The 21,214-nt window shown below is 66.3% G+C and carries 13 protein-coding genes and 3 pseudogenes; 12 read left to right on the forward strand and 4 right to left on the reverse strand.

The annotated features are described in order from the left end of the window. Positions 1 to 83 precede the first annotated feature (83 nt). From MVF96_RS06935 to MVF96_RS06945, 3 genes are read left to right on the forward strand one after another with little or no spacing between them, the layout of a single operon-like run. Positions 84 to 431, forward strand: coding sequence for a molybdopterin oxidoreductase (locus MVF96_RS06935; protein ID WP_065630247.1), 348 nt, complete (start codon positions 84 to 86; stop codon positions 429 to 431). Beyond that, positions 431 to 2,938, forward strand: a complete 2,508-nt coding sequence (gene nirB / locus MVF96_RS06940) for a nitrite reductase large subunit NirB (RefSeq protein ID WP_247451738.1) — start codon at positions 431 to 433, stop codon at positions 2,936 to 2,938. The genes MVF96_RS06935 and nirB overlap by 1 nt, the downstream gene beginning before the upstream one ends. Beyond that, complete coding sequence (locus MVF96_RS06945) at positions 2,935 to 3,303, forward strand: Rieske (2Fe-2S) protein (RefSeq protein ID WP_068970435.1); 369 nt, start codon at positions 2,935 to 2,937, stop codon at positions 3,301 to 3,303. Before nirB ends, MVF96_RS06945 begins: the two co-directional genes overlap by 4 nt. A gap of 242 nt (positions 3,304 to 3,545) precedes the next feature. On the opposite strand, the gene MVF96_RS06950 is transcribed toward MVF96_RS06945, so the two are convergent. Together MVF96_RS06950 and MVF96_RS06955 are read right to left on the reverse strand one after the other, a co-directional pair. Continuing rightward, positions 3,546 to 3,830, reverse strand: a complete 285-nt coding sequence (locus tag MVF96_RS06950; protein ID WP_065630217.1) for a GIY-YIG nuclease family protein — start codon at positions 3,828 to 3,830, stop codon at positions 3,546 to 3,548. A 390-nt stretch (positions 3,831 to 4,220) separates the two neighbouring features. Continuing rightward, positions 4,221 to 8,337, reverse strand: a pseudogene (locus MVF96_RS06955) (molybdopterin-dependent oxidoreductase). Positions 8,338 to 8,577: 240 nt separating this feature from the next. Here MVF96_RS06955 and MVF96_RS06960 point away from each other — a divergent pair. The 7 genes and pseudogenes from MVF96_RS06960 to MVF96_RS06990 all read left to right on the forward strand — a co-directional run. Continuing rightward, positions 8,578 to 9,264, forward strand: coding sequence for a response regulator transcription factor (locus MVF96_RS06960; RefSeq protein ID WP_058251501.1), 687 nt, complete (start codon positions 8,578 to 8,580; stop codon positions 9,262 to 9,264). Next, positions 9,264 to 10,802, forward strand: a complete 1,539-nt coding sequence (locus tag MVF96_RS06965; RefSeq protein ID WP_247451739.1) for a sensor histidine kinase — start codon at positions 9,264 to 9,266, stop codon at positions 10,800 to 10,802. Before MVF96_RS06960 ends, MVF96_RS06965 begins: the two co-directional genes overlap by 1 nt. Positions 10,803 to 11,008: 206 nt before the next feature. Next, entirely contained in the window at positions 11,009 to 12,493 is a 1,485-nt protein-coding gene (locus tag MVF96_RS06970; protein WP_247451740.1) for a S1C family serine protease, read from the forward strand. Positions 12,494 to 12,605: 112 nt separating this feature from the next. After that, the gene (locus tag MVF96_RS06975; protein WP_247451741.1) at positions 12,606 to 13,283 is read left to right on the forward strand and encodes a MogA/MoaB family molybdenum cofactor biosynthesis protein; all 678 of its coding nucleotides are present in this window, start codon (positions 12,606 to 12,608) and stop codon (positions 13,281 to 13,283) included. Positions 13,284 to 13,917: 634 nt separating this feature from the next. After that, complete coding sequence (locus MVF96_RS06980; protein WP_247451742.1) at positions 13,918 to 14,568, forward strand: MspA family porin; 651 nt, start codon at positions 13,918 to 13,920, stop codon at positions 14,566 to 14,568. 70 nt (positions 14,569 to 14,638) lie between these two features. After that, positions 14,639 to 15,295, forward strand: a complete 657-nt coding sequence (locus MVF96_RS06985; RefSeq protein ID WP_247451743.1) for an MspA family porin — start codon at positions 14,639 to 14,641, stop codon at positions 15,293 to 15,295. A gap of 521 nt (positions 15,296 to 15,816) precedes the next feature. Further along, a pseudogene (locus MVF96_RS06990) lies at positions 15,817 to 16,866 on the forward strand (ISL3 family transposase); the annotation flags it as partial. A gap of 46 nt (positions 16,867 to 16,912) precedes the next feature. On the opposite strand, the pseudogene MVF96_RS06995 reads toward MVF96_RS06990, so the two are convergent. Next, positions 16,913 to 18,297 (reverse strand): annotated as a pseudogene (locus tag MVF96_RS06995) (IS256 family transposase). Between the two features lie 43 nt (positions 18,298 to 18,340). On the opposite strand from MVF96_RS06995, the gene MVF96_RS07000 reads away from it, so the two are divergent. Continuing rightward, the gene (locus MVF96_RS07000; protein ID WP_472924653.1) at positions 18,341 to 18,565 is read left to right on the forward strand and encodes a transposase; all 225 of its coding nucleotides are present in this window, start codon (positions 18,341 to 18,343) and stop codon (positions 18,563 to 18,565) included. Between the two features lie 88 nt (positions 18,566 to 18,653). Continuing rightward, positions 18,654 to 20,279 carry an ABC transporter ATP-binding protein gene (locus tag MVF96_RS07005; RefSeq protein WP_418930436.1) on the forward strand — a complete coding sequence of 542 codons (1,626 nt, stop codon included), beginning with the start codon at positions 18,654 to 18,656 and terminating at the stop codon, positions 20,277 to 20,279. On the opposite strand, the gene MVF96_RS07010 is transcribed toward MVF96_RS07005, so the two are convergent. Further along, positions 20,214 to 21,167: an alpha/beta hydrolase gene (locus MVF96_RS07010; RefSeq protein ID WP_418930437.1), complete on the reverse strand. Its 954-nt coding sequence runs from the start codon at positions 21,165 to 21,167 to the stop codon at positions 20,214 to 20,216. The two genes, MVF96_RS07005 and MVF96_RS07010, sit on opposite strands and share 66 nt — an antisense overlap. Positions 21,168 to 21,214 lie beyond the last annotated feature (47 nt).

Consider the following 21,214-nt stretch of genomic DNA (forward strand, 5'->3'; position numbering starts at 1 on the left):
CGGGCCGGGCCGGTGAGAACCAGACAACGTCGCCGTAACACCGAGGCAAGTCGCATTTCATGCGCCTCGCGGATAGTGGCGGCATGTCGAGCACTCCACAATTCCTGCAGGGTGTCTACGCGTTCTCCGGGTCGGGCCTGTCGAAGCCGGGACCGATCGATGCGTCGCTGACCTTCGTCGTCCCGCCCGGGATGACGGCTCAGCCGTTGTACTTTCGCGGCGGCAACAGCTGCGACGAACTCATCTGTGTGACCCTGGTTCGCGACGGCACGCCGATGCGGATGTTCCCGATGGGCGCGAGGTCGTCGGTCAACGTGCCGTTGCGGGTCGTCGAAGACGTGGAACCCGACACCACGCTGGAGCTCCTCCTCGCCGCGCCGGAGGGCGCGAGCGGTGAGGTCGTCGTCGACTTCGGGATGGTCATCTTCTGATGGGGGACGAGCACGTGACGCCGCCGGTTCCCACGCGTCGGTTGGTCGTGGTCGGCAACGGCATGGCCGGCGCGCGCACCGTGGAGGAGATCATCTCCCGCGGCGGCCGGGAACAGTTCGCCATCACCATGATCGGCGACGAGCCGTACGGGAACTACAACCGGATCATGCTCAGCCACGTGCTGGCCGGGGAGACCGCGGTCGACGACGACGACCTCATGCTCAACCCGATGGCGTGGTACCGGGAGAACGACGTCACGCTCCACTCCGGTGATCGCGCCGAGTCGATCGATCGGTTCGCCAAGACGGTGACCTGCGCGAGCGGACGGGTCATCGAATTCGACGTGCTGATCATCGCGACCGGGTCCCACACGTTCTTCCCCAACATGGACGGACTCCGCGAGTCCGACGGCCGGCTCGCACGCGGCGTGTTCGGCTTCCGCACCATCGAGGACACGAACGGCATGCTGCAGATGGCCGAGTCTCGCGACAACGTGCGCGCGGTGATGATCGGCGGCGGGTTGCTCGGACTCGAAGCCGCCTACGGACTGCAAACCCAGGGTGTGGCCGTCGACGTCGTGCACTCGCCCGGGCACCTGATGAACCAGCAACTCGACGAGCGCGGCGGCAAGGTGCTGCGCAACCAGATCGAGGCGCTGGGGGTCGGTGTCCACACCGGCAAGCGGACGACGGCGGTGTTGCGCAACGACGACGGGACCGTCGCGGGAGTCGGTTTCACCGACGGCGATTCGCTGCCCGCCGACATGATCGTGGTGACGGCCGGCATTCGTCCCAACGTCGAGATCGCCCGCGGCGCAGGTCTGGTCGTCGAGCGCGGCATCGTCGTCGACGACCAGATGCGTTGCGAGGACGAGGCCTTCATCTACGCGGTCGGGGAGTGCGCGCAGCACCGCAGTGAGGTGTACGGTCTCGTCGCACCGCTGTGGGAGCAGGCAGTCGTGCTCGCCGACGTCCTCACCGGCGCGAATCCGGCTGCCGAATACCATGGTTCGCGACTGACCACCAAGTTGAAGGTCGCCGGTGTCGACGTCGCGGCCATGGGGGTCAAGGGACCGGAACGCGAGGACGACGAATTCGTCCAGTTCTACGAACCACGCAACGGCGTCTACAAGAGCGTCGTGGTCCGTGACAACAAGCTAATCGGAGCGATGCTGCTGGGCGACATCTCGAAGGTCAACTTCCTCACGCAGGCCTTCGACGACAAGGTACCGCTTCCCGACGAACGAATCTCGATGCTGTTCGACCTGGGCACCCCCAGCGCCGAGACCGGGGCGGCCGAGCTCGCCGACGACGTGCAGGTGTGCAACTGCAACGGGGTCACCAAGGGCGACATCGTGGCCTGCGTGGCATCGGGATGCACGAGCGTCGGCGAGGTGTGCGCGAAGACCCGCGCCGGCAAGGGATGTGGTTCCTGCAAGGGGCTTGTCGCCGACATCGTCGAACTCGCAGCGGGGGACGAGCTCACCGCCGACGCGTCCGCCGATTGGTACGTCCCGGCCATCCCGCTGACGAAACCCGAACTGATAGATGCCATCCGACGGCAGGACCTGCGGTCGGTCAGCGAGGTGTTCGACAAACTCGCACCCGGCGGCGAGGACGCGACGGCGAAGATGCCGCTCGCCTCGCTGTTGCGGATCATCTGGGGCTCGGAGTGGAAACGCGAACCCGGTGCATTGTTCGTCAACGACCGGGTGCACGCGAACATCCAGCGTGACGGCACCTTCTCGGTGGTGCCCCAGATGAAGGGCGGGGTGACGTCACCCGAGCAGTTGCGCAAGATCGCCGACGTCGCGGAGAAGTACTCGATCCCGATGATCAAGGCGACCGGTGGGCAGCGACTCGATCTGCTCGGCGTGAAGAAGGAAGACCTGCCGAAGGTCTGGGAAGATCTCGGCATGCCGTCGGGGTACGCGTACGGCAAGAGCTTCCGGACGGTCAAAACCTGTGTCGGCACCGACTATTGCCGATTCGGTCTCGGCGACTCGACGCAGCTCGGCATCGACATCGAGACGCGCTACCAGGGTCTGGAGTCGCCGGCGAAGCTCAAGCTCGCGGTGACCGGGTGTCCGCGCAACTGCGCCGAGGCGCTGTGCAAGGACTTCGGCGTGGTCGCGATCGGTGACGGCAAGTGGGAGATCTACGTCGGTGGCGCCGCCGGCGCGCACATCCGCAAGGGCGACCTACTGGCCACCGTGGATTCGGCCGACGAGGTGATCCGGTTGTGCGGCATCTTCATCCAGTACTACCGGGAGCAGGGCAAGTGGCTCGAGCGGACGTACGCATTCGTACCGCGCATCGGCATCGAGGAACTCCGCGCGATCATCGTCGACGACCGTGACGGACTGGTCGCCGGGTTGCAGGAGGGGATCGACGCCGCGGTCGAGGCCTACGTCGATCCCTGGCTGGACCGCGCCGAACCCAAATCGCCCGCGCAGTTCACCTCGGCGCTTCCGCTGCTGCCGCTGCCCCGGGTGCCGGTCCGATGACCAGCGTGTCGGCGGACGCCGGCGTCGTCGTGGGACAAATGGACGACCTGCAGATCGGCGAGAGCCGAGCATATGCGTTGCAAGACAGGCAGATCGCGGTGTTCCGCCTGACCGACGGGACCCTGCGCGCCACCGACGCCGTCTGCCCGCACCGCGGGGGACCGCTCGCCGACGGTCAGTTCGATCTGGGCAAGGTCGTCTGTCCGTTGCACCAGTACGCCTTCGAACTGGCCGATGGCCGATGCACCTCGGACGGTATCGACTCCATCGGCGTCTACCGCGTCGAGGATCGGGACGGGGACATCGTCGTCTGGTTGGGTGCTCCTGCGGGCGTTGGTGACAAACGAATGCTCCCTGAGGTGTGAGGAGCGATAGCGACGAGCCACGAAGGGCCTGGTGAGACGCGTTGCGGTGCCCTTCGTGGCTCGCTTCGCTCGCACCTCAGGGAACATGAGTTCAGTCGCCCAGGAGTGGTCTTTCGTGGCCCACGACGGCCGTCAGGCCGGAGACCCTGATCTGTGAGGAGCGATAGCTACGAGCCACGGGGGGCTGGTGACGGCACTGGAAGCTCTCTCCTGCACAACTGTTCACAAGCCTCGTGTCAATGTCAGCGTGGGCGACCGCCCCTGCGCCCTGCCCGGGCGCGAAGTAGATCGATATCGCCGTCGATCAGTGCCTTCTTCTTCGCACGAGACCAGCCGTGAATTCGTCGCTCGATCGCGTAGGCGTCGTCCAGTGACAGTTCAACCGACCACGCCAGCCTCACCGGCTGGCGGTGAGCAGTGAAACCAACCTGCGCCGAGCTGTGTTGGCGTAACCGATTGTCGAGGTCGCGCGTGCTTCCGACGTAGTACTTCCCGTCCGCGCACTCGAGGATATACACCCATGCCATCGCAGTATCGTCGAGGATTCTGGCAGCCCGTGGAACGTATGTACCCCTGCCTGTGGAGAGTTCGCGGCAGCTCGCGTCGCCTGGGTACTCCGACTTGCGTTGCCCTTCGTGGCTCGTCGCTTGCGCTCCTCGCACCTCAGGGAGCATAGGGAAGCGTCGCACCTCAGGGAGCATAGGGAAGCGTCGCACCTCAGGGAGCATAGGGAAGCGTCGCACCTCAGGGAGCATAGGGAAGCGTCGCACCTCAGGGAGCATAGGGAAGCGTCGCACCTCAGGGAGCATAAGGAAGCGTCGCACCTCAGGGAGCATAGGGAAGCGTCGAACCTCAGGGTGCCATAGGGTAGCGCCGCAGCTCAGATCTGCGGCCAGGCGCCGTAAGGGGCTCGCCCTTCAGTACACGTCCCGCACATAGCGTTTGTCGGCGGCGAGTGCCTTGACGTACGACTCCGCGCTCGCGGGGGATCGGCGACCATGCTGCGCGACAATGCCTTTCAGTGTCGCGTCGACGTCCTTGGCCATCCGTGTCGCATCGCCGCAGACGTAGACGTGAGCGCCGTCGTGCAGCCACTGGTAGAGCTCCTCGCCGTGTTCGCGCATCCGGTCCTGGACGTAGATCTTGCGATCCTGATCGCGCGAGAACGCGACGTCGAGGCGGGTGAGCAGTCCGTCGCCGAGCATGGTCGTCAACTCGTCGCGATAGTAGAAATCGGTCGCCGAGTACTGCTCGCCGAAGAACAGCCAGTTCTTCCCGGTGTGCCCCAGGGCCTCGCGTTCGCGAAGGAAACCGCGGAACGGGGCGATGCCGGTGCCGGGGCCGATCATGATCATCGGGGTGTCGGGATCGGCCGGCGGCCGGAAGTGGCTCGTGGAGGTGACGAACACGCCGATCTCGTCGTCGGCGCGGTCGGCCAGGAAGGTCGAGCAGACACCACCGCGCGGCGTGCCGAACAGGTTGTAGCGCACGGCCGACACCGTCAGTTGGATCTCGTCAGGACTCTCCAGGGGACTCGATGAGATCGAATACGACCGGGGGACCATCGGTTTGAGGACCTGCATCCACTCCGAGGCGTCGGCGGTGACGGGATGATCGGCCAGCACGTCGACCGACTGTCGCCCCCATGCCCAGTCGTTGAACTGCTGTTTGTTCCCCGGTGCGATGAGCGTCCTGAGATCGGCGGAACCGGTACGGTCGGCGACGAAACGAATGAGATCCGATGTCACACGAGCGAATTCGATGCGGTCGCGCAGGGCGATGTGCAACGCGACCTCATCGCCGCCCACGGTCACCGACGCGTCGGCGTCGAGGCCGGTGCGGTCGAGGAACTCCTCGACGAGCGTCGGGTCGTTGCGCGGCCAGACCCCCAGCGCGTCCCCGGCCTGGTACGACATCGTGCCGGCGGGCAGGTGGAACCCGAAGTTGCGCACGTCCTTACCGGACCCCTCGGAGTTGTAGCTTGACGTTCCGCACGAGCGAGGTGAGCAGCGGCTTCTTCCGCGAATAGGCCGGCGCGGAACGTACCGAGGGTGCCGCCGCGGAGTCGGCCGGTTCACTGACCACGGTCACCCGGTCGCCGGTCACCCCCGAGGTGGGTGCCCGGTTCGACATGCTGATCGCCCGGATGACCTCGGTCAGCCAGCCGCCCGCCGTCTCCTCGAAGTCGGGTTCGCAGTCGACGCGATCAAGCAGGCGGCGACCACCCAGTTCACCGATGCGGGTGTCGAGTTTGCGTCCGTGGCCGCAGAAGTCGTCGTAGTTGGAGTCGCCGAGCGCCAGCACCGCGTAGTCGACGCCGGACAGGTCGGGTGCGTCCTCGGAGTTCAGCGCGTCCCAGAACGACGTACCGTTGTCCGGCGGATCGCCGTCCCCGGTGGTCGAGGTGACGAACAGGGCCGTGCCCTTCAGTTCGCCGACCTCGACATCGTCCATCGACCGGGCGTCGACCCGGAGGCCACTGGCCTTGACGCGCTCGGCTGCTTCTGCGGCGAGCTCCTCGGCGTTGCCCATCTGCGAGGCCCAGAGCACCGTCACCGTGTCGGTGTCCGGTTCCGACGACGATGAGTCCGACCGGGGGACAGCGGGATCGGGTGCGGCGGCCGCGCGGGAGTACAGGCCGGCGAGAACACCTGACACCCAGACGCGGAGCTCGGCACCCAGCGGCGCATCGGCCGGGAGCACTGGACTGCCCGCGGGTGAGTCGCCCACGCCGGCCACTAGACCGGCCAGGTAGAGGCGCTCGGCGGGGGTCATCGCAGGCGCCTTGACACCCGAGACCCCCAGTGCCTCAGCAAGTTTAGGTGAACCCGCGGCGACGACCGGCGCATCGTCGACGTCACCGCGCGAACCGGGCACCCGGATCAGGGTCACCGCACACACTTTCAGCTCCGGCTGCTGCGACAACGGATCCACCGCGTCGGAGGTGACGGCATTGATCGCCAGGTGTTCGCCGAAGACGTCGTTCCAGTGAAACGGTACGAAGCAGTTGCCGGGTCGCACGCGGTCGGAGATCCGCGCCGGCAACACCGCCCGGCCGCGACGGGACGCCACCTCGACCTTGTCCGCGGCGGTGATGCCCAACCGGTCGGCATCGTCGGGATGTATCTCGACGAAGGGCTCCGGGTTGAGTTTGTTGAGCTTGGCCACCCGGCCGGTCTTGGTCATGGTGTGCCACTGATGGGGCAATCGGCCCGTGTTCAGCAGGAAGGGGTAGTCGTCGTCGGGCATCTCGGCCGGGTCGAGGTGGGGACGGGCGAAGAACTGGGCGCGGCGGCTGGGGGTGGCGAACGCGAGGCGCGGCGTCGACCCGTCGTCGAGGCGGTGGAGCGTCTGACTGCGACCGTCGTTGAGATACCGGATCGGGTTGCGGGCACCGGTGTCCACCGGATCGGGCTCGCCGTCTTCGGCCGGCGGGCACGGCCATTGCATCGGCGTGCGGCGGAGCCGGTCGTAGGTCACCCCGCGCAAGTCGTAGCCGGTGTTCGGGTTCGCGAACCGTTTGATCTCCTCGAACACCTCCTCGGCGCTCGCATAGTCGAAGGCGTCGGCGTACCCCATCTCGGCGGCGATGCGCGCGATGAGCTGCCAGTCCGGGATCGCCTGTCCGGGGGCATCGAGCGCGGGTTCGAACAGGGTGAGGTTGCGTTCGGAGTTGACCATCACACCGGTCGACTCCGACCACAGCGTCGCGGGCAGCACCACGTCGGCGTACTGGTTGGTCTCGGTGTCGACGAAGGTGTCCTGGGTGATCACGAGCTCGGCGCGTTCGAGTCCCTCGATGACGGTCTTGCGATTCGCCACCGAGGCAACGGGATTGGTGCAGATGATCCAGCATGCCTTGATCTCGCCATCGGCCATCCGACGGAACATGTCGATGGTGCCGCCGCCCACGTCGGTGCGCAGGGTCCCGGCCGGAACACCCCAGACGCCCTCCACGTACTCACGGTCCGCCGCGGACACGACAGCGCGCTGGCCGGGCAGTCCCGGGCCCATGTAACCCATCTCGCGTCCGCCCATGGCGTTCGGCTGTCCGGTCAGTGAGAACGGTCCGCTGCCGAGCCGGCAGATCGCGCCGGTGGCGAGGTGGAGGTTGACGAGCGCGTTGGTGTTCCAGGTCCCGTGGGTGGACTGGTTGAGGCCCATCGTCCAGCAACTCATCCAGTTGGCTGCGTTGCCGATGAGTTCGGCCGCGGCCCGCAGGTCCGACGCCGCGATCCCGGTGATCGATTCGACGACATCCGGCGGGTACTGGGCGGCGAAGTCGGGGATCTGGTCGAAGCCGTCGGTGAACGACTCGATGAACTCGGTGTCGGTGTGGCCGTTCTCGATGAGCAGGTGCAGCAGGCCGTTGAGGAAGGCGAGGTCGGTCCCGGATCGGATCTGCAGGAACAGGTCCGCCTTGTCGGCCGTCGCCGTGCGTCGAGGATCGACGACGATCAGCTTCGCCCCGGCCTTGACCCGGTCCATCATGCGCAGGAACAGGATCGGGTGACAGTCGGCCATGTTGGCGCCGATGACCAGGAAGACGTCGGCGTGGTCGAAGTCCTGATACGACCCGGGCGGCCCGTCGGAGCCGAGCGACAGTTTGTATCCGGTCCCGGCGCTCGCCATGCACAGTCGCGAGTTCGACTCGATCTGGTTGGTGCGCAGGAATCCCTTGGCCAGTTTGTTCGCCAGGTACTGCGCCTCCAGCGACATCTGGCCCGACACATACAGGGCCACCGCGTCGGGCCCGTGCTCGTCGACGATGTCGCGCAGGTGTCGCGCGGTGTCGGTGACGACGGCGTCGAGTGCGTCGGGCCGGAGCTGGCCGCCCCGGTCGTCTCGGACCAGCGCGGTGGACAGGCGCCCGCCGGCGGCGAGCATGTCCGCGGTGGTGGACCCCTTGGTGCACAGTCGCCCGAAGTTCGTCGGATGATCGGGCCGGCCGATCGTCTTGGTGACGCGGTCGGAATCGTCGTCGAGCTTCATCTCCATGCCGCAACCGACACCGCAATAGGCGCACAGCGACATCACCGATCGGGACACGACAGATCGAGTCGGGGCAGACAGGGTCACGGGTTCCAGCGTCGGAGGTCGATGTTTCGCGACCCGAAGCCCGGCGTTACGCATCCATCAACTTGACCTCACAGAACTCGGTCCCCGATGTGAAAGGCCGCCGGAACCGCAGGTGAACGCCGACTCCGTCACTTGAACGGGTGGGTTTCGGCGTTGCTCAGCCGGATCTCAGCCGGGGTGGATAAGACTGTAGCCATGCGCATCCTCGTGGTCGATGACGATCGGGCCGTCCGGGAGTCGTTGCGACGGTCGCTCACCTTCAACGGTTACAGCGTCGAGACCGCGGGCGACGGCATCGAGGCACTCGAGAAGATCCTGGCCGACCGGCCGGACGTGGCGATCCTCGACGTGATGATGCCCAGGCTCGACGGCCTCGAGGTGTGCCGCCGACTCCGCTCCGCCGGTGACGACCTCCCCATCCTGGTGCTGACCGCACGCGACTCGGTGTCCGAGCGGGTGTCCGGGCTCGACGCCGGAGCCGACGACTACCTGCCCAAGCCGTTCGCCCTCGAGGAACTCCTCGCCCGGTTGCGGGCGCTGTTGCGCCGTGCCTCGCCGGACGAGGACGCGGATTCGGAGACCCTGACGTTCGCGGATCTGTCGCTCGATCCCGTCACCCGCGATGTCACCCGCGGCGAGCGCTCGATCAGTCTGACGCGCACCGAGTTCGCCCTGCTCGAGATGCTCATGGCCAATCCGCGCCGGGTGTTGTCGCGCAGCCGCATCCTCGAAGAGGTCTGGGGCTACGACTTCCCGACGTCGGGTAATGCGCTCGAGGTGTACGTCGGCTATCTCCGGCGCAAGACCGAGGCCGACGGCGAACCCCGACTGATCCACACCGTGCGCGGGGTCGGGTACGTCCTGCGGGAGACGCCGCCCTAGTGATCGGCAAGTCGTCGAACTCGACGTCGCGACACCCGAAGACCCGGGATCTCCTCCGCGACCGCCTCACCCGGGCGATCACGGGGAACACCACCGGTGTCGGGTCGGACGAGAAGGAGATGCGGGCGCCGATGCCGCTGATGCGCGCGGTGTCGCTGCGTACCCGCGTGACGATCCTGTCGGCGACCGTCGTGCTGGTCTCGGTGAGTCTGATGGCCGCGGCCGCGTATTTCGTCGTGTATCGCGCGATGTACAACGATGTCGACCAGCAGCTCGAGAGTCGCGCCGACGGGATGGCCGCGCTCGCCCGCGCGGGGGTCCTGCGTACGCAACCCGAGCAACTGGTGGCCGGAACGGTGTTCTCCACCAACATCTCCATCGCGCTGGTGACCCCCAGCGGCGAGACGTATCTCATCGGTCAGGTGCCGTTCGACGACGTCGAACGCGGCATCGTCCGGTCGCCGTCCGTACCCGGTTCCACGCAGCAGAGCCTGCGCACCACGCGCAATCAGCGTGTCCTGACCCGCAAACTCGACGACGGCAACACCCTCGTGCTCGCACAGAGCCTCATCCAGACCGACCGGGTGCTCAAGCGTCTGGCCTGGGTGCTCTTCGTCGTCGGTTGCGGCGGGGTCGCCCTCGCCGCCCTGGCCGGGACGACGGTGGCGCGCGCCGGGTTGCGGCCGGTCTCGCGTCTCAACCGCGCCGTGGAGCGGGTCGCGCGGACCAACGACCTGACGCCCATCCCGGTGACCGGCAACGACGAACTCGCCAAGCTCACGGTCAGTTTCAACGCCATGCTGCGCGCCCTCGACGAGTCCCGGGATCGGCAGGCACGTCTGGTCGCCGACGCCGGACACGAGCTGCGGACCCCGTTGACCTCGTTGCGGACCAATCTGGAGTTGCTGATCGCCGCGAGTCGTCCCGGGGCGCGGGCGGTACCGGAGGAGGACATGGTCGATCTCCGTGCCGACGTGATGGCGCAGATCGAGGAATTGTCCACGCTCGTGGGCGATCTCGTCGACCTCGCCCGCGAGGACGCGCCGGAGGTGGTCTACGAGGAGGTCGATCTCGCCGAAATCGTGGAGCAGGCCCTCGAACGAGTTCGACGCCGCCGCAACGACGTCGAGTTCGAGGTGGACGTCGCCCCATGGTTCGTGTTCGGCGAGGCACATGGACTGTCGCGGGCGGTGCTGAACGTGCTCGACAACGCGGCGAAGTGGAGTCCCCCGGGCCGTACGGTGCGCGTCGGCCTGACCCAGGTCGGGATGTCGACCGCGGAGCTCACCGTTGCCGATGCCGGTCCCGGAATCCCCGAGGAGGACCGAGGTCTCGTCTTCGAGCGGTTCTATCGGTCGACGCAGTCGCGGTCGATGCCGGGATCGGGTCTGGGACTGGCGATCGTGCGTCAGGTGGTCGAACGACACGGCGGCACCGTGGTCGCCGACACGTCGCCGCTCGGGGGAGCGCTGATCCGGATGACCCTGCCGGGCCGGGCAACTGCGGCGGAACCATCCCCGCAGGTGATTCGTCAGTAGAGGAGAAGCGGGTGGCGCCGGGCCGACGACTCGGTTGTCGACGACTGCGAACAGCCTTGAACTCGCCCGGTGTGACCTGGTCTCGGATCACCTAGGGTTGACCGAAGGCGCAGTTCGGGTACGACGATGCCGAGGTGTTGCGGTCCCGGCCCGGCCACTGACAACAAGCACCGGCGCATGGCCGGGCCGACGAGGAAGAGACGAAGATGACGACTGGCGGTTCGCACGGTGACAGCTCCTACGGGGGCGGTCAGCACGGCGGTGGTCAACACGGCGGTGGTCAGCACGGTGGGGGCCAACCGGGCGGGGGTCACCGCGCGGCGTCGGGCAACGAGGCGTCGGGACAGGGCGGTCCGTTCGGTCCGCCGTCGGGCTCCTTCCCCGCACCGGGCGGCCAGGGCTACCCGGGTACCAACGCGCCGACATCGTCGTACGGCAGGCCCGGGACGAGTCCGTTCCCGCCACAGGGCAACTACGGTCCGGGTCCCGCGTACGGACAGTCGGGCCAGCCGCCGTTCGGCTCCCAGCCCGGCTTCGGGAACCAGGGCCCGGACGGTCCCTCGGCCGTACCCGCCAAGAAGAAGAGTGGCGGTCGCCTCGTGGCGCTGGGGGTGGCTGGACTCGTCCTGGCATTGGTCGCGGGCGGTGTGGGTGGCGTGGCCGGATACAACCTCGCCGAGTCCGACGGTGGTTCCAGCTCCAGCAACGGTCCGCTGGGCGGCGATCCCGGCAACGACAACACGACGCCGGTCGCCGCGCCGGCCGGTTCCGTGCAGGAAGTCGCGGCCCGGGTCACCCCGTCGGTGGTCTCCATCGAGGTCGCGTCCGGCGGGGCGATGGGTTCCGGCTCGGGCGTCGTCCTCAGCGAGGACGGCGTCATCATGACGAACAACCACGTCGTCAGTGCCGGCGGCAACGGCCCGGCGTCGAGGGTCGCGGTCAACTTCGCCGACGGTTCGCGGGCCGAGGCCCGTGTCCTGGGCGCTGACCCGATCTCCGACATCGCGGTCATCAAGGTCGACCGCGACGACGTCACACCGATCACCGTCGGCAACTCGAACAACCTCGCCGTGGGGCAGGACGTGATCGCGATCGGTTCGCCCCTGGGACTCGCGGGCACCGTCACCACCGGCATCATCAGCGCGCTCAACCGTCCCGTGCTGACCTCGCGTGACCCCGGGACCAACACCACCTCGGTCATCGACGCCATCCAGACGGACGCGGCGATCAACCCGGGCAACTCCGGCGGTGCCCTGGTGAACGCCCGGGGCGCGCTGATCGGGATCAACACCGCGATCGCCACCCTCGGTGGGGGTGAACAACAGGCCGGTGGCAGCATCGGACTCGGGTTCGCGATCCCGATCGATCAGGCCATCCGGGTGGCCAGGGAACTCGAGGCCACCGGCAAGGCCAGCCACGCCAACATCGGTGTGTCGGTACGGCCGAGCGGCGCGTCCGACGCACCCGGGGCCGTCGTCACCGCGGTGACGCCCGGCGGTCCGGCTGCGAATGCGGGCATCCCCGAGGACGCGGTCATCACGAAGGTCGACGACCGCGTCATCTCCTCCGGGGACGCCCTCGTCGCCGCGGTCCGATCGCACGCACCGGGCGACACGGTCACCGTGACCTACGTGGACAACGGTGCCACCAAGACCGCCCAGGTGAAGCTCGGCACGCTCGCGGCCGGCTGACCGACCACCACAACTGCATCGAGGAGGCTGTTCCGGCGCCCACCGCGGGCGCCGGCGCAGCGCAGCACGAACGACCGTTTCGACGGTCCCACCCATCAAGAAAGGGCCTGTCATGTCCGACGCTGCTCCGCGCAACCCGGGTACCACCGCCGTCTCCGCCGAGACCGATCTCGACGAGAACTCATTGGACGTCCGCCTCGCGGGCGGGCCGGGCCGGGTCCGGTCGACCCCGCCCGCCGACGTGGTCGCGGCCGACGCCGCGGCACGGGAATTCGTCGCGCGCCACGAACAGGCCGCTCACCGCCCCCAGGGCGAAGAGATCGGCCGTGCGCTGGTCGTCGTCGTCGACGACGAGGCGGCCCACGGTGAGGACCAGCGCCTGCTCGGGCCGCTCGTGAGCGAACTGCTGGCCGAGGCGGGGTTCCACGTCGACGCCGCCGTGGTCGTCTCCGGGGACGAGGTGGAGATCCGCAATGCGCTCAACACCGCGGTGATCGGCGGAGTGGACCTCGTGGTCTCGGTGGGCGGCGTCGGCGTCGGCGCCCGGGATGTGACGCCCGAGGCCACCGAACCCCTTCTGGATCGGCGTCTGCGGGGTATAGAAGAGGCCGTCCGCAGCTCCGGTCTGGCGGCGGGAGCCACCGACGGCGGACTTTCGCGCGGGCTGGCTGGAATCTCCGGGCAGACACTCGTGGTGAACCTGGCCAACTCGCGGGCTGCGGTGCGCGACGGCATGGCGACCGCCGCACCCCTCGCCAAATACGTGATCGAGTCGATCAGCGAGTTCTGAGCCGGTCGCTCCGCGAGACCTCCGAGCGACCCTGAAATCGGGAACAGAGTCTTCAGAACCCCGGAAATTGCCGATGAGCAGCAATGATGACGACGCGCAGCACCGAGCTGCGCGGCGTCGTCGTCTCGATGCGGTGTTCGGAAACACCCTTCCTGAACTGACTTCAGACGAGAGTGACGAACATCACACAGGGCGCTCTAAGGATTGGTACGAGGCGCAGCGGCCGCCGCATCACGAGTGATTTCGCTCTTTACGCACGTAGTCACATCAGCGTGTTTTCCTGTCGTTAACTTTCGCCGTTCTATCGTTGGCGAATCCGAGATTCACGCTGGTGCGTGGCCTCTTCGTGACACGCTCGAGTCCTCCTGTTGCCCGACTTGAGACCGCTCCGATAACGTTCGGCTCGACGACACGCCGGTCCCCAGCGTCGGGGACCGGGGGGAGTCCTGCGATCTGTCGCGAGTGACGACGCAGCAGTGACCAGGAATTCGATGGATTCTTAACGACGGCTAAGACATGCGTAAGAGCAGGCTTAGTGGTAACTGTGTGGGAGCCCATCGAACGTCGTGGGTCATGACTTGCGGGTGTGAGTGCATTCCGCGGGGTAACAGCCGAATCCTGTGAGAGGGAACGAATGAGCAAGTTCAGCAAGCTTGGGCTGCGCCGCGCCGCGGGCGCGGTCGCGATCGCCTCGGCCGCGGTCGTGGGCCTGGCCGGCATGGGCGTCGGTGAAGCGGCAGGTGCGCCGCTGCCGAACGGATACAAGAAGGCTGCCGGAATTGACGGCGAGTCGATTCAGACCTGGCGGACCGGTGAGAACGCGTATCCGATCGCCACAGTCGCGAACAATCCCGCGGCTCGCGGATTCGTCCTGTCGGGTACTTACACTGCGAAGGCTTCGCCCGGAGTCGGCGGCAACCTGGCCGTGAAGTACATCGTGGGCTGCCAGGTAGACGTCGGTGGCGTGGATTTGTCGGTCGGCGGGGCGCTTGAGATGGGTGCGAGTACGACCGTGGGGCTTTCCGGTGGGCTGACGCTCGGTCTCGCGCCCGGTCAGGTTGCCATCGTGAGTGTTACCGACAAGGACCTGTCCGACTCCGGCGTGGCGTCGGTTCAGCTGTCGCAGATTTCCTTCAACCTGAACAACTGCGGTGGTTTCGCCTCGGCTCGCTCGGCAGTCAAGGTCATCGGCGCCAAGGGCTACAGCACCGATGACGGCAAGCTGAGCGGCGAAGGCACTCTCATTCAGTCCACTCTGTACGGCAAGCCCTTCAGCATCGGTTGATTCGGGCGCAGATAACCAGCTTTTCCTGACTGTCTGCCCTGAGCAGATCGACATTCCACGAAGGGGAATCATGAAGAAGAACATCACGCGTCGCGTGGTCGCGGCGGCCGGTCTCGCCGGTGCCGTCGCGATGGGCCTCACCAGCCTCGGCGCCGGTGGCGCCACCGCCGGCCCGCTGCCGGGCGGCACCATCACCAAGACCTTGGTCGACGGCACCCCCGTCACCGTCCAGCTGTTCGACGAGTACGTCAACGTCCAGCGTCCGATCAGCAACGTCCCCACTACGCGTGAGGTCTGGCTGTCGGGCAAGGTCCGCGTAACTGTTGGTGGCAAGGCCGAGGGTGGCTCGATCAAGGTCGGTTACGACGTGGGCTGCCAGGTTCATTTCGGGGGCGGCGAACTCGGTACCAGTGTCGGTGTTGAGCAGTCGGCTGACACCACGACCACTGTCGAGCCCGAGGGCAGTCTCTCGCTGGGCCCCGGCGAAGTCAGCCGCGTCTGGCTGGTCAATGAGACCTCTGGTGACAACACCGCCTACAAGGACTACGAGCTGAACGCGTACACCTTCGAGGGGCAAAAGGGCGGCGTCGCATACAGCCAGGAGCAGTTCAAGGTCGAGAGCTGCGCCGGTTACGCCGCCGCTCGCGCCTTCGTCCAGGTGACGGTCAGCACCGACGCCGTCAAGGGTGTCGTGGTGCTCAACGGAAAGCACTTCAGCCTCGGCTGATCGCCTCTTCCACCACGCCGCGGGGCGGGAATCCGAACGGATTCCCGCCCCGCGGTCGTTGTTGTGGGGTCGGTTCGGTGTTGCTGTGAGTCCCCTGTAACCGGCTGTCTCGCAGCGGGTTTGATCAGTCTCCGGTCGTAGTCTCGGTCTCGGCGGTGTCCATCCCGCCGGTGAGGAGCCATCGACATGCTCACAGCCACCGACTCGAGACCGGTCGACGAGTCGCGTACGGGCGAAGCGGAGCCACGCGTCCCGGCGGTTGACGCCCGACCGGCCACACTCTCGGTATCGGCGACCATTCGCCGTTTCGCGCCTCTGGTCGAAGGTCTGCGGTGGCGTCTCACGCTCGCCGTCATCTGTCATCTGGTGCAGGTCGGTACCACCGTCGTCACCGTTGCATTGTTCGCGCACATTGGCTCTTCTGACGTCAAAGTGGGTGCCTTCTCGCGAGCCTAACGCACGCAACGCCCAGTCTCACTTAGGTTTTGATTTGCGAAGAACAAGACCAAAGGGAGTGGGCGTTGCGCACTGTCAGAGTACTGCAGAAGTTGCTGGGAATCGAGCGTGCCCGTGTCGTGGGTGTCAGGTTCGATGAGGATGATCGTGGGCAGGTCATCGTGGTGACATTGGAACTGCACAAGAACGCACGATCACGGTGCCCGCAGTGTAAGAAGCGTTGCCCTGGATACGATCAGCCGCCGGCACCGCGACGGTGGCGACATCTCGACATGGGTGGCTGGCGATGCTTCCTCGAGTTGCCCGCCAAGCGCGTGGAGTGTCCTCGCCATGGTATGAAGACTGAGTTGGTTCCGTGGGCACGTCCGGAAGTGAAGATGACCAGGGCGTTTGACGACACCGCCGCGTGGCTGTGTGCGCACGCCCCGATGACCGCGGTGAGTGCCTATCTGCGGGTTTCCTGGCGGACGGTGTCTCGTATCGTCGAGCGTGTGGTCGACGATCATGTCGGACTCACCAAACGCTTGAACGGGTTGCGGCGCATCGGTATCGATGAGATCGCCTATCGCAAGGGCCGCCGGTACTTGGTCGTCGTGGTCAACCATGACACAGGGCAACTGGTGTGGGCTGGTGAGGGCGCCAAGAAGGAGACCATTGAGCGATTCTTCGACGAACTGGGTGATGTGCGAGCACGCAAGATCACCCACATCAGTGCTGATGGCGCCGAGTACATCGGTGCGGTCCTCGCCGAGCGGGCGCCGGGAGCGTACTGGTGTATGGACCCATTTCATGTGCTGCAGTGGGTCAATCAGGCGCTGGATCGATGCCGGTCTCGGGTGATGAGCCGGATAGCTGGCTTGTCAAAGGTGGAACGCGGCCGATTGAGGTGGGCGTTGTTGAAGAATCCTGACAGCCTCACCGAGAGTCAAGAGCGGCTGCAGTCCATCGTGGTCGCCGATGCCAACAGTGTGCTGGCCCGTGCGTATCAGATGAAAGAAGAGATAAGGCACATACTTTCAGGTGCGTACTCCTCATGTTGGGCGCCGTTGCGGCGCTGGTTGAGGAAGGCAGAGGCCTGCGATATACCCGAGATTCGCAGAGCTTGTCAAGATGTCTGTGTAAGAACGTGACTCCTGGGTTTCGTGTGGTTGCTGGTTGGGTCTAGTTGAGGTGGGGTTCGATGCGGTCGGGGTAGGCCAGGGCTAGTTGCCCGAGGGCCTGTTTCCAGTTCGTCACGACTTGGCCCTCGACGAGCCTGCCGGGGGCTCTGCGCGTGGCGGCGGGCTTGCCGCGTTCCTTCTCGCGTTGCCGGGCACGTTTGTCCTCGATGTCGCAGATCGCCAGCCACAGCAGTTTGCGCGCCGCGAGATCGTTGGGGAAGTGTCCCCGGTTCTTGATGACCTTGCGGAGCTGGTAGTTCAGCGACTCGATCGAGTTGGTGGTGTAGATGACTTTGCGGAGCTCGGGCGGGAACGCCAAGAACGGAATGAACCGGTCCCACGCTCGATCGAAAGCTGCTGCGGCACTCGGGTATTTGGTCCCCAGTTCCGAGTCTCGGAAGGCTTCCCATTCGCGGCGGGCGGTCTCGGCGTCGGGGGCGGTGTAGATCGGTTTGATCGCCCGCGCGACCTCTTTGCGGTCCTTGTAGTTCACGAACCGCATCGAGTTGCGGATCAGATGCACCACACACGTTTGCACCGTGGCCAATGGCCAGGTCGCCTCGATCGCCTCGGGGAACCCGGTCAACCCGTCGCAGCACACGATGAGCACGTCCTTGACGCCGCGGTTGGCCAGATTCGCACACACCCCGGCCCAGAACTTCGCGCCTTCCTCGGCTTGTATCCAGATGCCCAGCACATGCTTGACGCCGGCCATATCGACGCCAATAGCGATGTGGGCGTGTCTGTTTCGGACGTGACCGCCGTCTTTGACCTTCACCACCAGGGCGTCGAGGTAGATGACGGGATACAAGGCTTCCAGCGGCCGGTTCTGCCATTCATCGACCGCGTCGACGACCTCGTCGCAGATCTTCGAGATCGTCTCATGCGACAGATCGGTGCCGATCGTCGAGGCCAGATGATGCTGAATGTCGCGCAACGTCATGCCGCCGGCATACAGCGAGATGATCATGTCATCGAGCCCGCCGAGCCGGCGGGAACCCTTCGGTACCAGGCGTGGGGTGAAGTGCCCTCACGGTCACGAGGAACGTTCAACTCGACCGGCCCGGCCGCGGAGTCCACCGTTTTCGGGCTCGACCCGTTGCGGGCGTTGGGCAGTTGCCGACCGGCCGGATCGCCCTTGGCATAGCCGAGATGATCGGTCAGCTCGGCCTTCAGGCCGCGTTCGAGAGCGAGTTTGATCAGACCCGGGATCAGGCCGCCGTCGCCGGTGATCTGGACCTGGCCGGTATCGATCTGGGCCAACAACTCATCGACCATGCCCGAGGCCTCCAGCGCCTCGGCCACCTCCGCGGTCGAACGCGGCTCAGCCAACTCAGGCAGCTGCTGACCGTCGTCGTGCTGCTTATCGTCTAACGCCATGCTCATAGATTGTCCTCTCACTGATGAGCACTGGACTTACACGGACCATCTGACACCCCCGATTCGCACCTTGGCGCCGAGTATCCGTAAACGTGAGGTGCAAATCTACAACGCGGTCACGTGTCAGATGAGCAACGCTCGAGTCGAGGCGACGAACTGCCATCTGCGGTCATTGACGAAGCGGTCATACGGATTTCACACTCCCGGTGCTTTGATCGCGATGGCCAACCTCACCAGGGGCGGCGCATGCCCGGAACTCCCACATCGAAACTGACTGAAAAACGCCCACTTTCAGGTCAGGAGATCCGCACATCGTCGACGACGTGCTCGTGACCGGTGATCTGAGCGCGCTGTGGACCCCGATGACGATCTGGGTGACCATCTCGTCGGTCGGCGCCGTGTCGTCGTATGCCGGCGGAATCCTCACCGCCGGCGTGACGGAGACGGTGCTGCTGCGCCTCCGGGATGAGGTCTACGCGCACATCCAGCGACTCGCGCCGCACACGCGGGACCGGTTCGGTGACGGAGACCTGGTGTCGCGCACCACCGCCGACGTCGAGGCGGTCGACAGTCTCGTGTCGTCGGGTGTGGTCTCCGGCGTCGTAGCCACCGTGAGCCTCCTCGTCTACGGTGGCGCCGCCTTCGCGACCAACTGGCAGTTGGCCCTTGTCGCCGCCGTTCTCGCGCCGCTGCTCTGGGTGACGGCCCGCCGATTCGGCGCTGTGGTCAAACGTGCGTCGCGTCGCGAGCGGCAAGCTGCCGGCCGAATCGCTGCACTGGTCGCCGAGGGGATCGGCAACATGGTGGCGTTGCAGGCCGACAACCAGACCTCGCACCACCGAGCCCGGGTCCTGGAGCAGAACCGCCGATGGCGGGAGGCCCGGATGGCGGAGTCGCGCGCCGGGGCCGCGTTCGCCGAGGCGGTCACGGTCGTCGAAGTGCTCTGCATGATCGGCGTCATCGCCTTCGGGGCGTGGCTCATCGCCGGCGGTGATGCGCAACTGGGCACGCTCATCGCCCTGACCGGATATCTCGGGTACCTCTACCCGCAGATCCAGGTACTCGGCGGTCTGCTCGTCGAGGTCACGTCCGCGACCGCGAGCGCCGAACGGGTGGCCGAGGTCCTCGACGCACCGGCTGGTGTCGCCGAACCGATTGCGCCCGAATCGGATGCATCCGAATCGGTTGCGTCCGAACCAGCGGCCATCGACCCGACTCCGGCGCGTCGTCCGGTCACGCCCGCTCCGGTGAATCTGTCGTTGACCGGGGTGTCGTTCGCATACCCGGACCACGGGTCCCGAGTTCTCGAGGACGCCCACCTGGAGATCCGCGCGGGCGAGACAGTGGCGGTCACGGGTCCCAGTGGGGCCGGCAAGAGCACCCTGACCCGTCTGCTGCTGCGTCTGTACGACCCCGACGCGGGGTCGATCCGGCTGAACGGCACCGACATTCGCCACCTCGACGTGAGCGATCTGAGAGAGCACCTGTCGGTGCTGCATCAACGGCCGGCGTTGATGCGTGGCACGATCGCGGACAACATCCGTTTCGGCTGCACCGCGGCGACCAGAGCAGACATCGCAGCTGCCGCGCGGGCCGCAGGTGCCGCCGAATTCATCTCGCGGATGAACGGCGGCCTCGACGCCGAGGTCGTCGAACGTGGGGAGAACCTGTCCGGTGGTCAGCAGCAGCGAATCGCGCTGGCGCGCACGGTCCTTCGGAACCGCCCGGTACTCGTCCTCGACGAACCGACCACGGGCCTCGACGACGAGACCGTCAGCGGGATCCTCGAACCACTCGCCAGGGTCGCGTCACTGCGGACCACGATTCTCATCACCCATGATCCGCGTGTGCTCGAGCTCGCCGACCGGACAGTCGAATTGCGCGACGGACGGTTCGCCGATGCGGCTCCGGTGGCGCCGCGGTCAGGCGAGGGCGCGCTCGTAGAACGACCACGAACGGTGCAGCTGGTCCTGCCAGTACAGCCATGAATGGGTTCCCGCCGGCGGGAGGTCCACCGTCGCCGGGATGTTCAACTGCCCGAGGCGATTCAGGAGCTGGACGGTGCAGCCCAGGGTGGCGCCCTCGATGACTCCGCCCACGACGATCTGGTCGGCCAGGGTGTCCAGGTCCTTCACGTAGCGAGGATTGTCGTACTGCCCGGGCAGACCGCCGGCGTTGGAGATGTAGAGCTTCTGGCCACGCAGCTTGGCGGCGTTGACCACGGGATCGTGGGCGCGCCAGCCGGAGCCGCCGTATGGACCCCACATGTTGGTGGCGTCGCCGTCCCCGCGAATCTCCACGACGAGTCGGATGTACTCCTGACCGAACGGGTCGGACGTCGTCGGACATCCGCTGTAGGAGCCGACGGCCTGGTAGAGATCGGGATGTTCGATGGCGAGATTCAGCACCGACGTCGCCGACGAGGAGATCCCGCCGATGGCGTTGCGCCCTGAGGTGTTGTAGGTGGCATTGACGACCGCGGGGAGTTCCTTGCCCAGGAAAGTCGACCACTTGTGCACGCCGAGAACCGGATCGGGCTTCTGCCAGTCGGTGTAGTAGCTGTACTGGCCGGCGTTGGGGATGACCACGTAGAGGTTCTTGTTGCGCGTGAACTCGACGATGTCGGTCTTCTCCAGCCAGTTGGCGCGATCCTCGCCGCCGCCGGCACCGTTGAGGAGGTAGAGCACCCCGCGCGGCTTGGACTCGTCGGCCGGCTTGATCACGGTCAGCGGTACATCACGGTTCATGGCGTCGGAATGCACGACGATGTCGGTCACGCGCCCGGGCGATCCGGCGTCGACGAGTCGTGGTGCGGCGCTCGCCCCGCCGGTCATCGGAGCGACGAGGGAGACACTGAGGGCGACCGCCGCTGCCATCCCGAGTTTGCGCAAACCTCTGTACACGTTTCCTCCTGATCGGGAGA

The sequence above is a fragment of the Gordonia hongkongensis genome (genome assembly GCF_023078355.1).
Lineage (GTDB): Bacteria > Actinomycetota > Actinomycetes > Mycobacteriales > Mycobacteriaceae > Gordonia > Gordonia hongkongensis.

Excerpts from the sequence above, each read along its gene's own strand:
- MVF96_RS06935 (WP_065630247.1), top strand. The coding sequence starts at position 84 with ATGTCGAGCACTCCACAATTCCTGCAGGGTGTCTACGCGTTCTCCGGG.
- nirB (WP_247451738.1), top strand. The coding sequence starts at position 431 with ATGGGGGACGAGCACGTGACGCCGCCGGTTCCCACGCGTCGGTTGGTC.
- MVF96_RS06945 (WP_068970435.1), top strand. The coding sequence starts at position 2,935 with ATGACCAGCGTGTCGGCGGACGCCGGCGTCGTCGTGGGACAAATGGAC.
- MVF96_RS06950 (WP_065630217.1), bottom strand. The coding sequence starts at position 3,830 with ATGGCATGGGTGTATATCCTCGAGTGCGCGGACGGGAAGTACTACGTC.
- MVF96_RS06960 (WP_058251501.1), top strand. The coding sequence starts at position 8,578 with ATGCGCATCCTCGTGGTCGATGACGATCGGGCCGTCCGGGAGTCGTTG.
- MVF96_RS06970 (WP_247451740.1), top strand. The coding sequence starts at position 11,009 with ATGACGACTGGCGGTTCGCACGGTGACAGCTCCTACGGGGGCGGTCAG.
- MVF96_RS06975 (WP_247451741.1), top strand. The coding sequence starts at position 12,606 with ATGTCCGACGCTGCTCCGCGCAACCCGGGTACCACCGCCGTCTCCGCC.
- MVF96_RS06980 (WP_247451742.1), top strand. The coding sequence starts at position 13,918 with ATGAGCAAGTTCAGCAAGCTTGGGCTGCGCCGCGCCGCGGGCGCGGTC.
- MVF96_RS06985 (WP_247451743.1), top strand. The coding sequence starts at position 14,639 with ATGAAGAAGAACATCACGCGTCGCGTGGTCGCGGCGGCCGGTCTCGCC.
- MVF96_RS07005 (WP_418930436.1), top strand. The coding sequence starts at position 18,654 with ATGACGATCTGGGTGACCATCTCGTCGGTCGGCGCCGTGTCGTCGTAT.
- MVF96_RS07010 (WP_418930437.1), bottom strand. The coding sequence starts at position 21,167 with ATGGCAGCGGCGGTCGCCCTCAGTGTCTCCCTCGTCGCTCCGATGACC.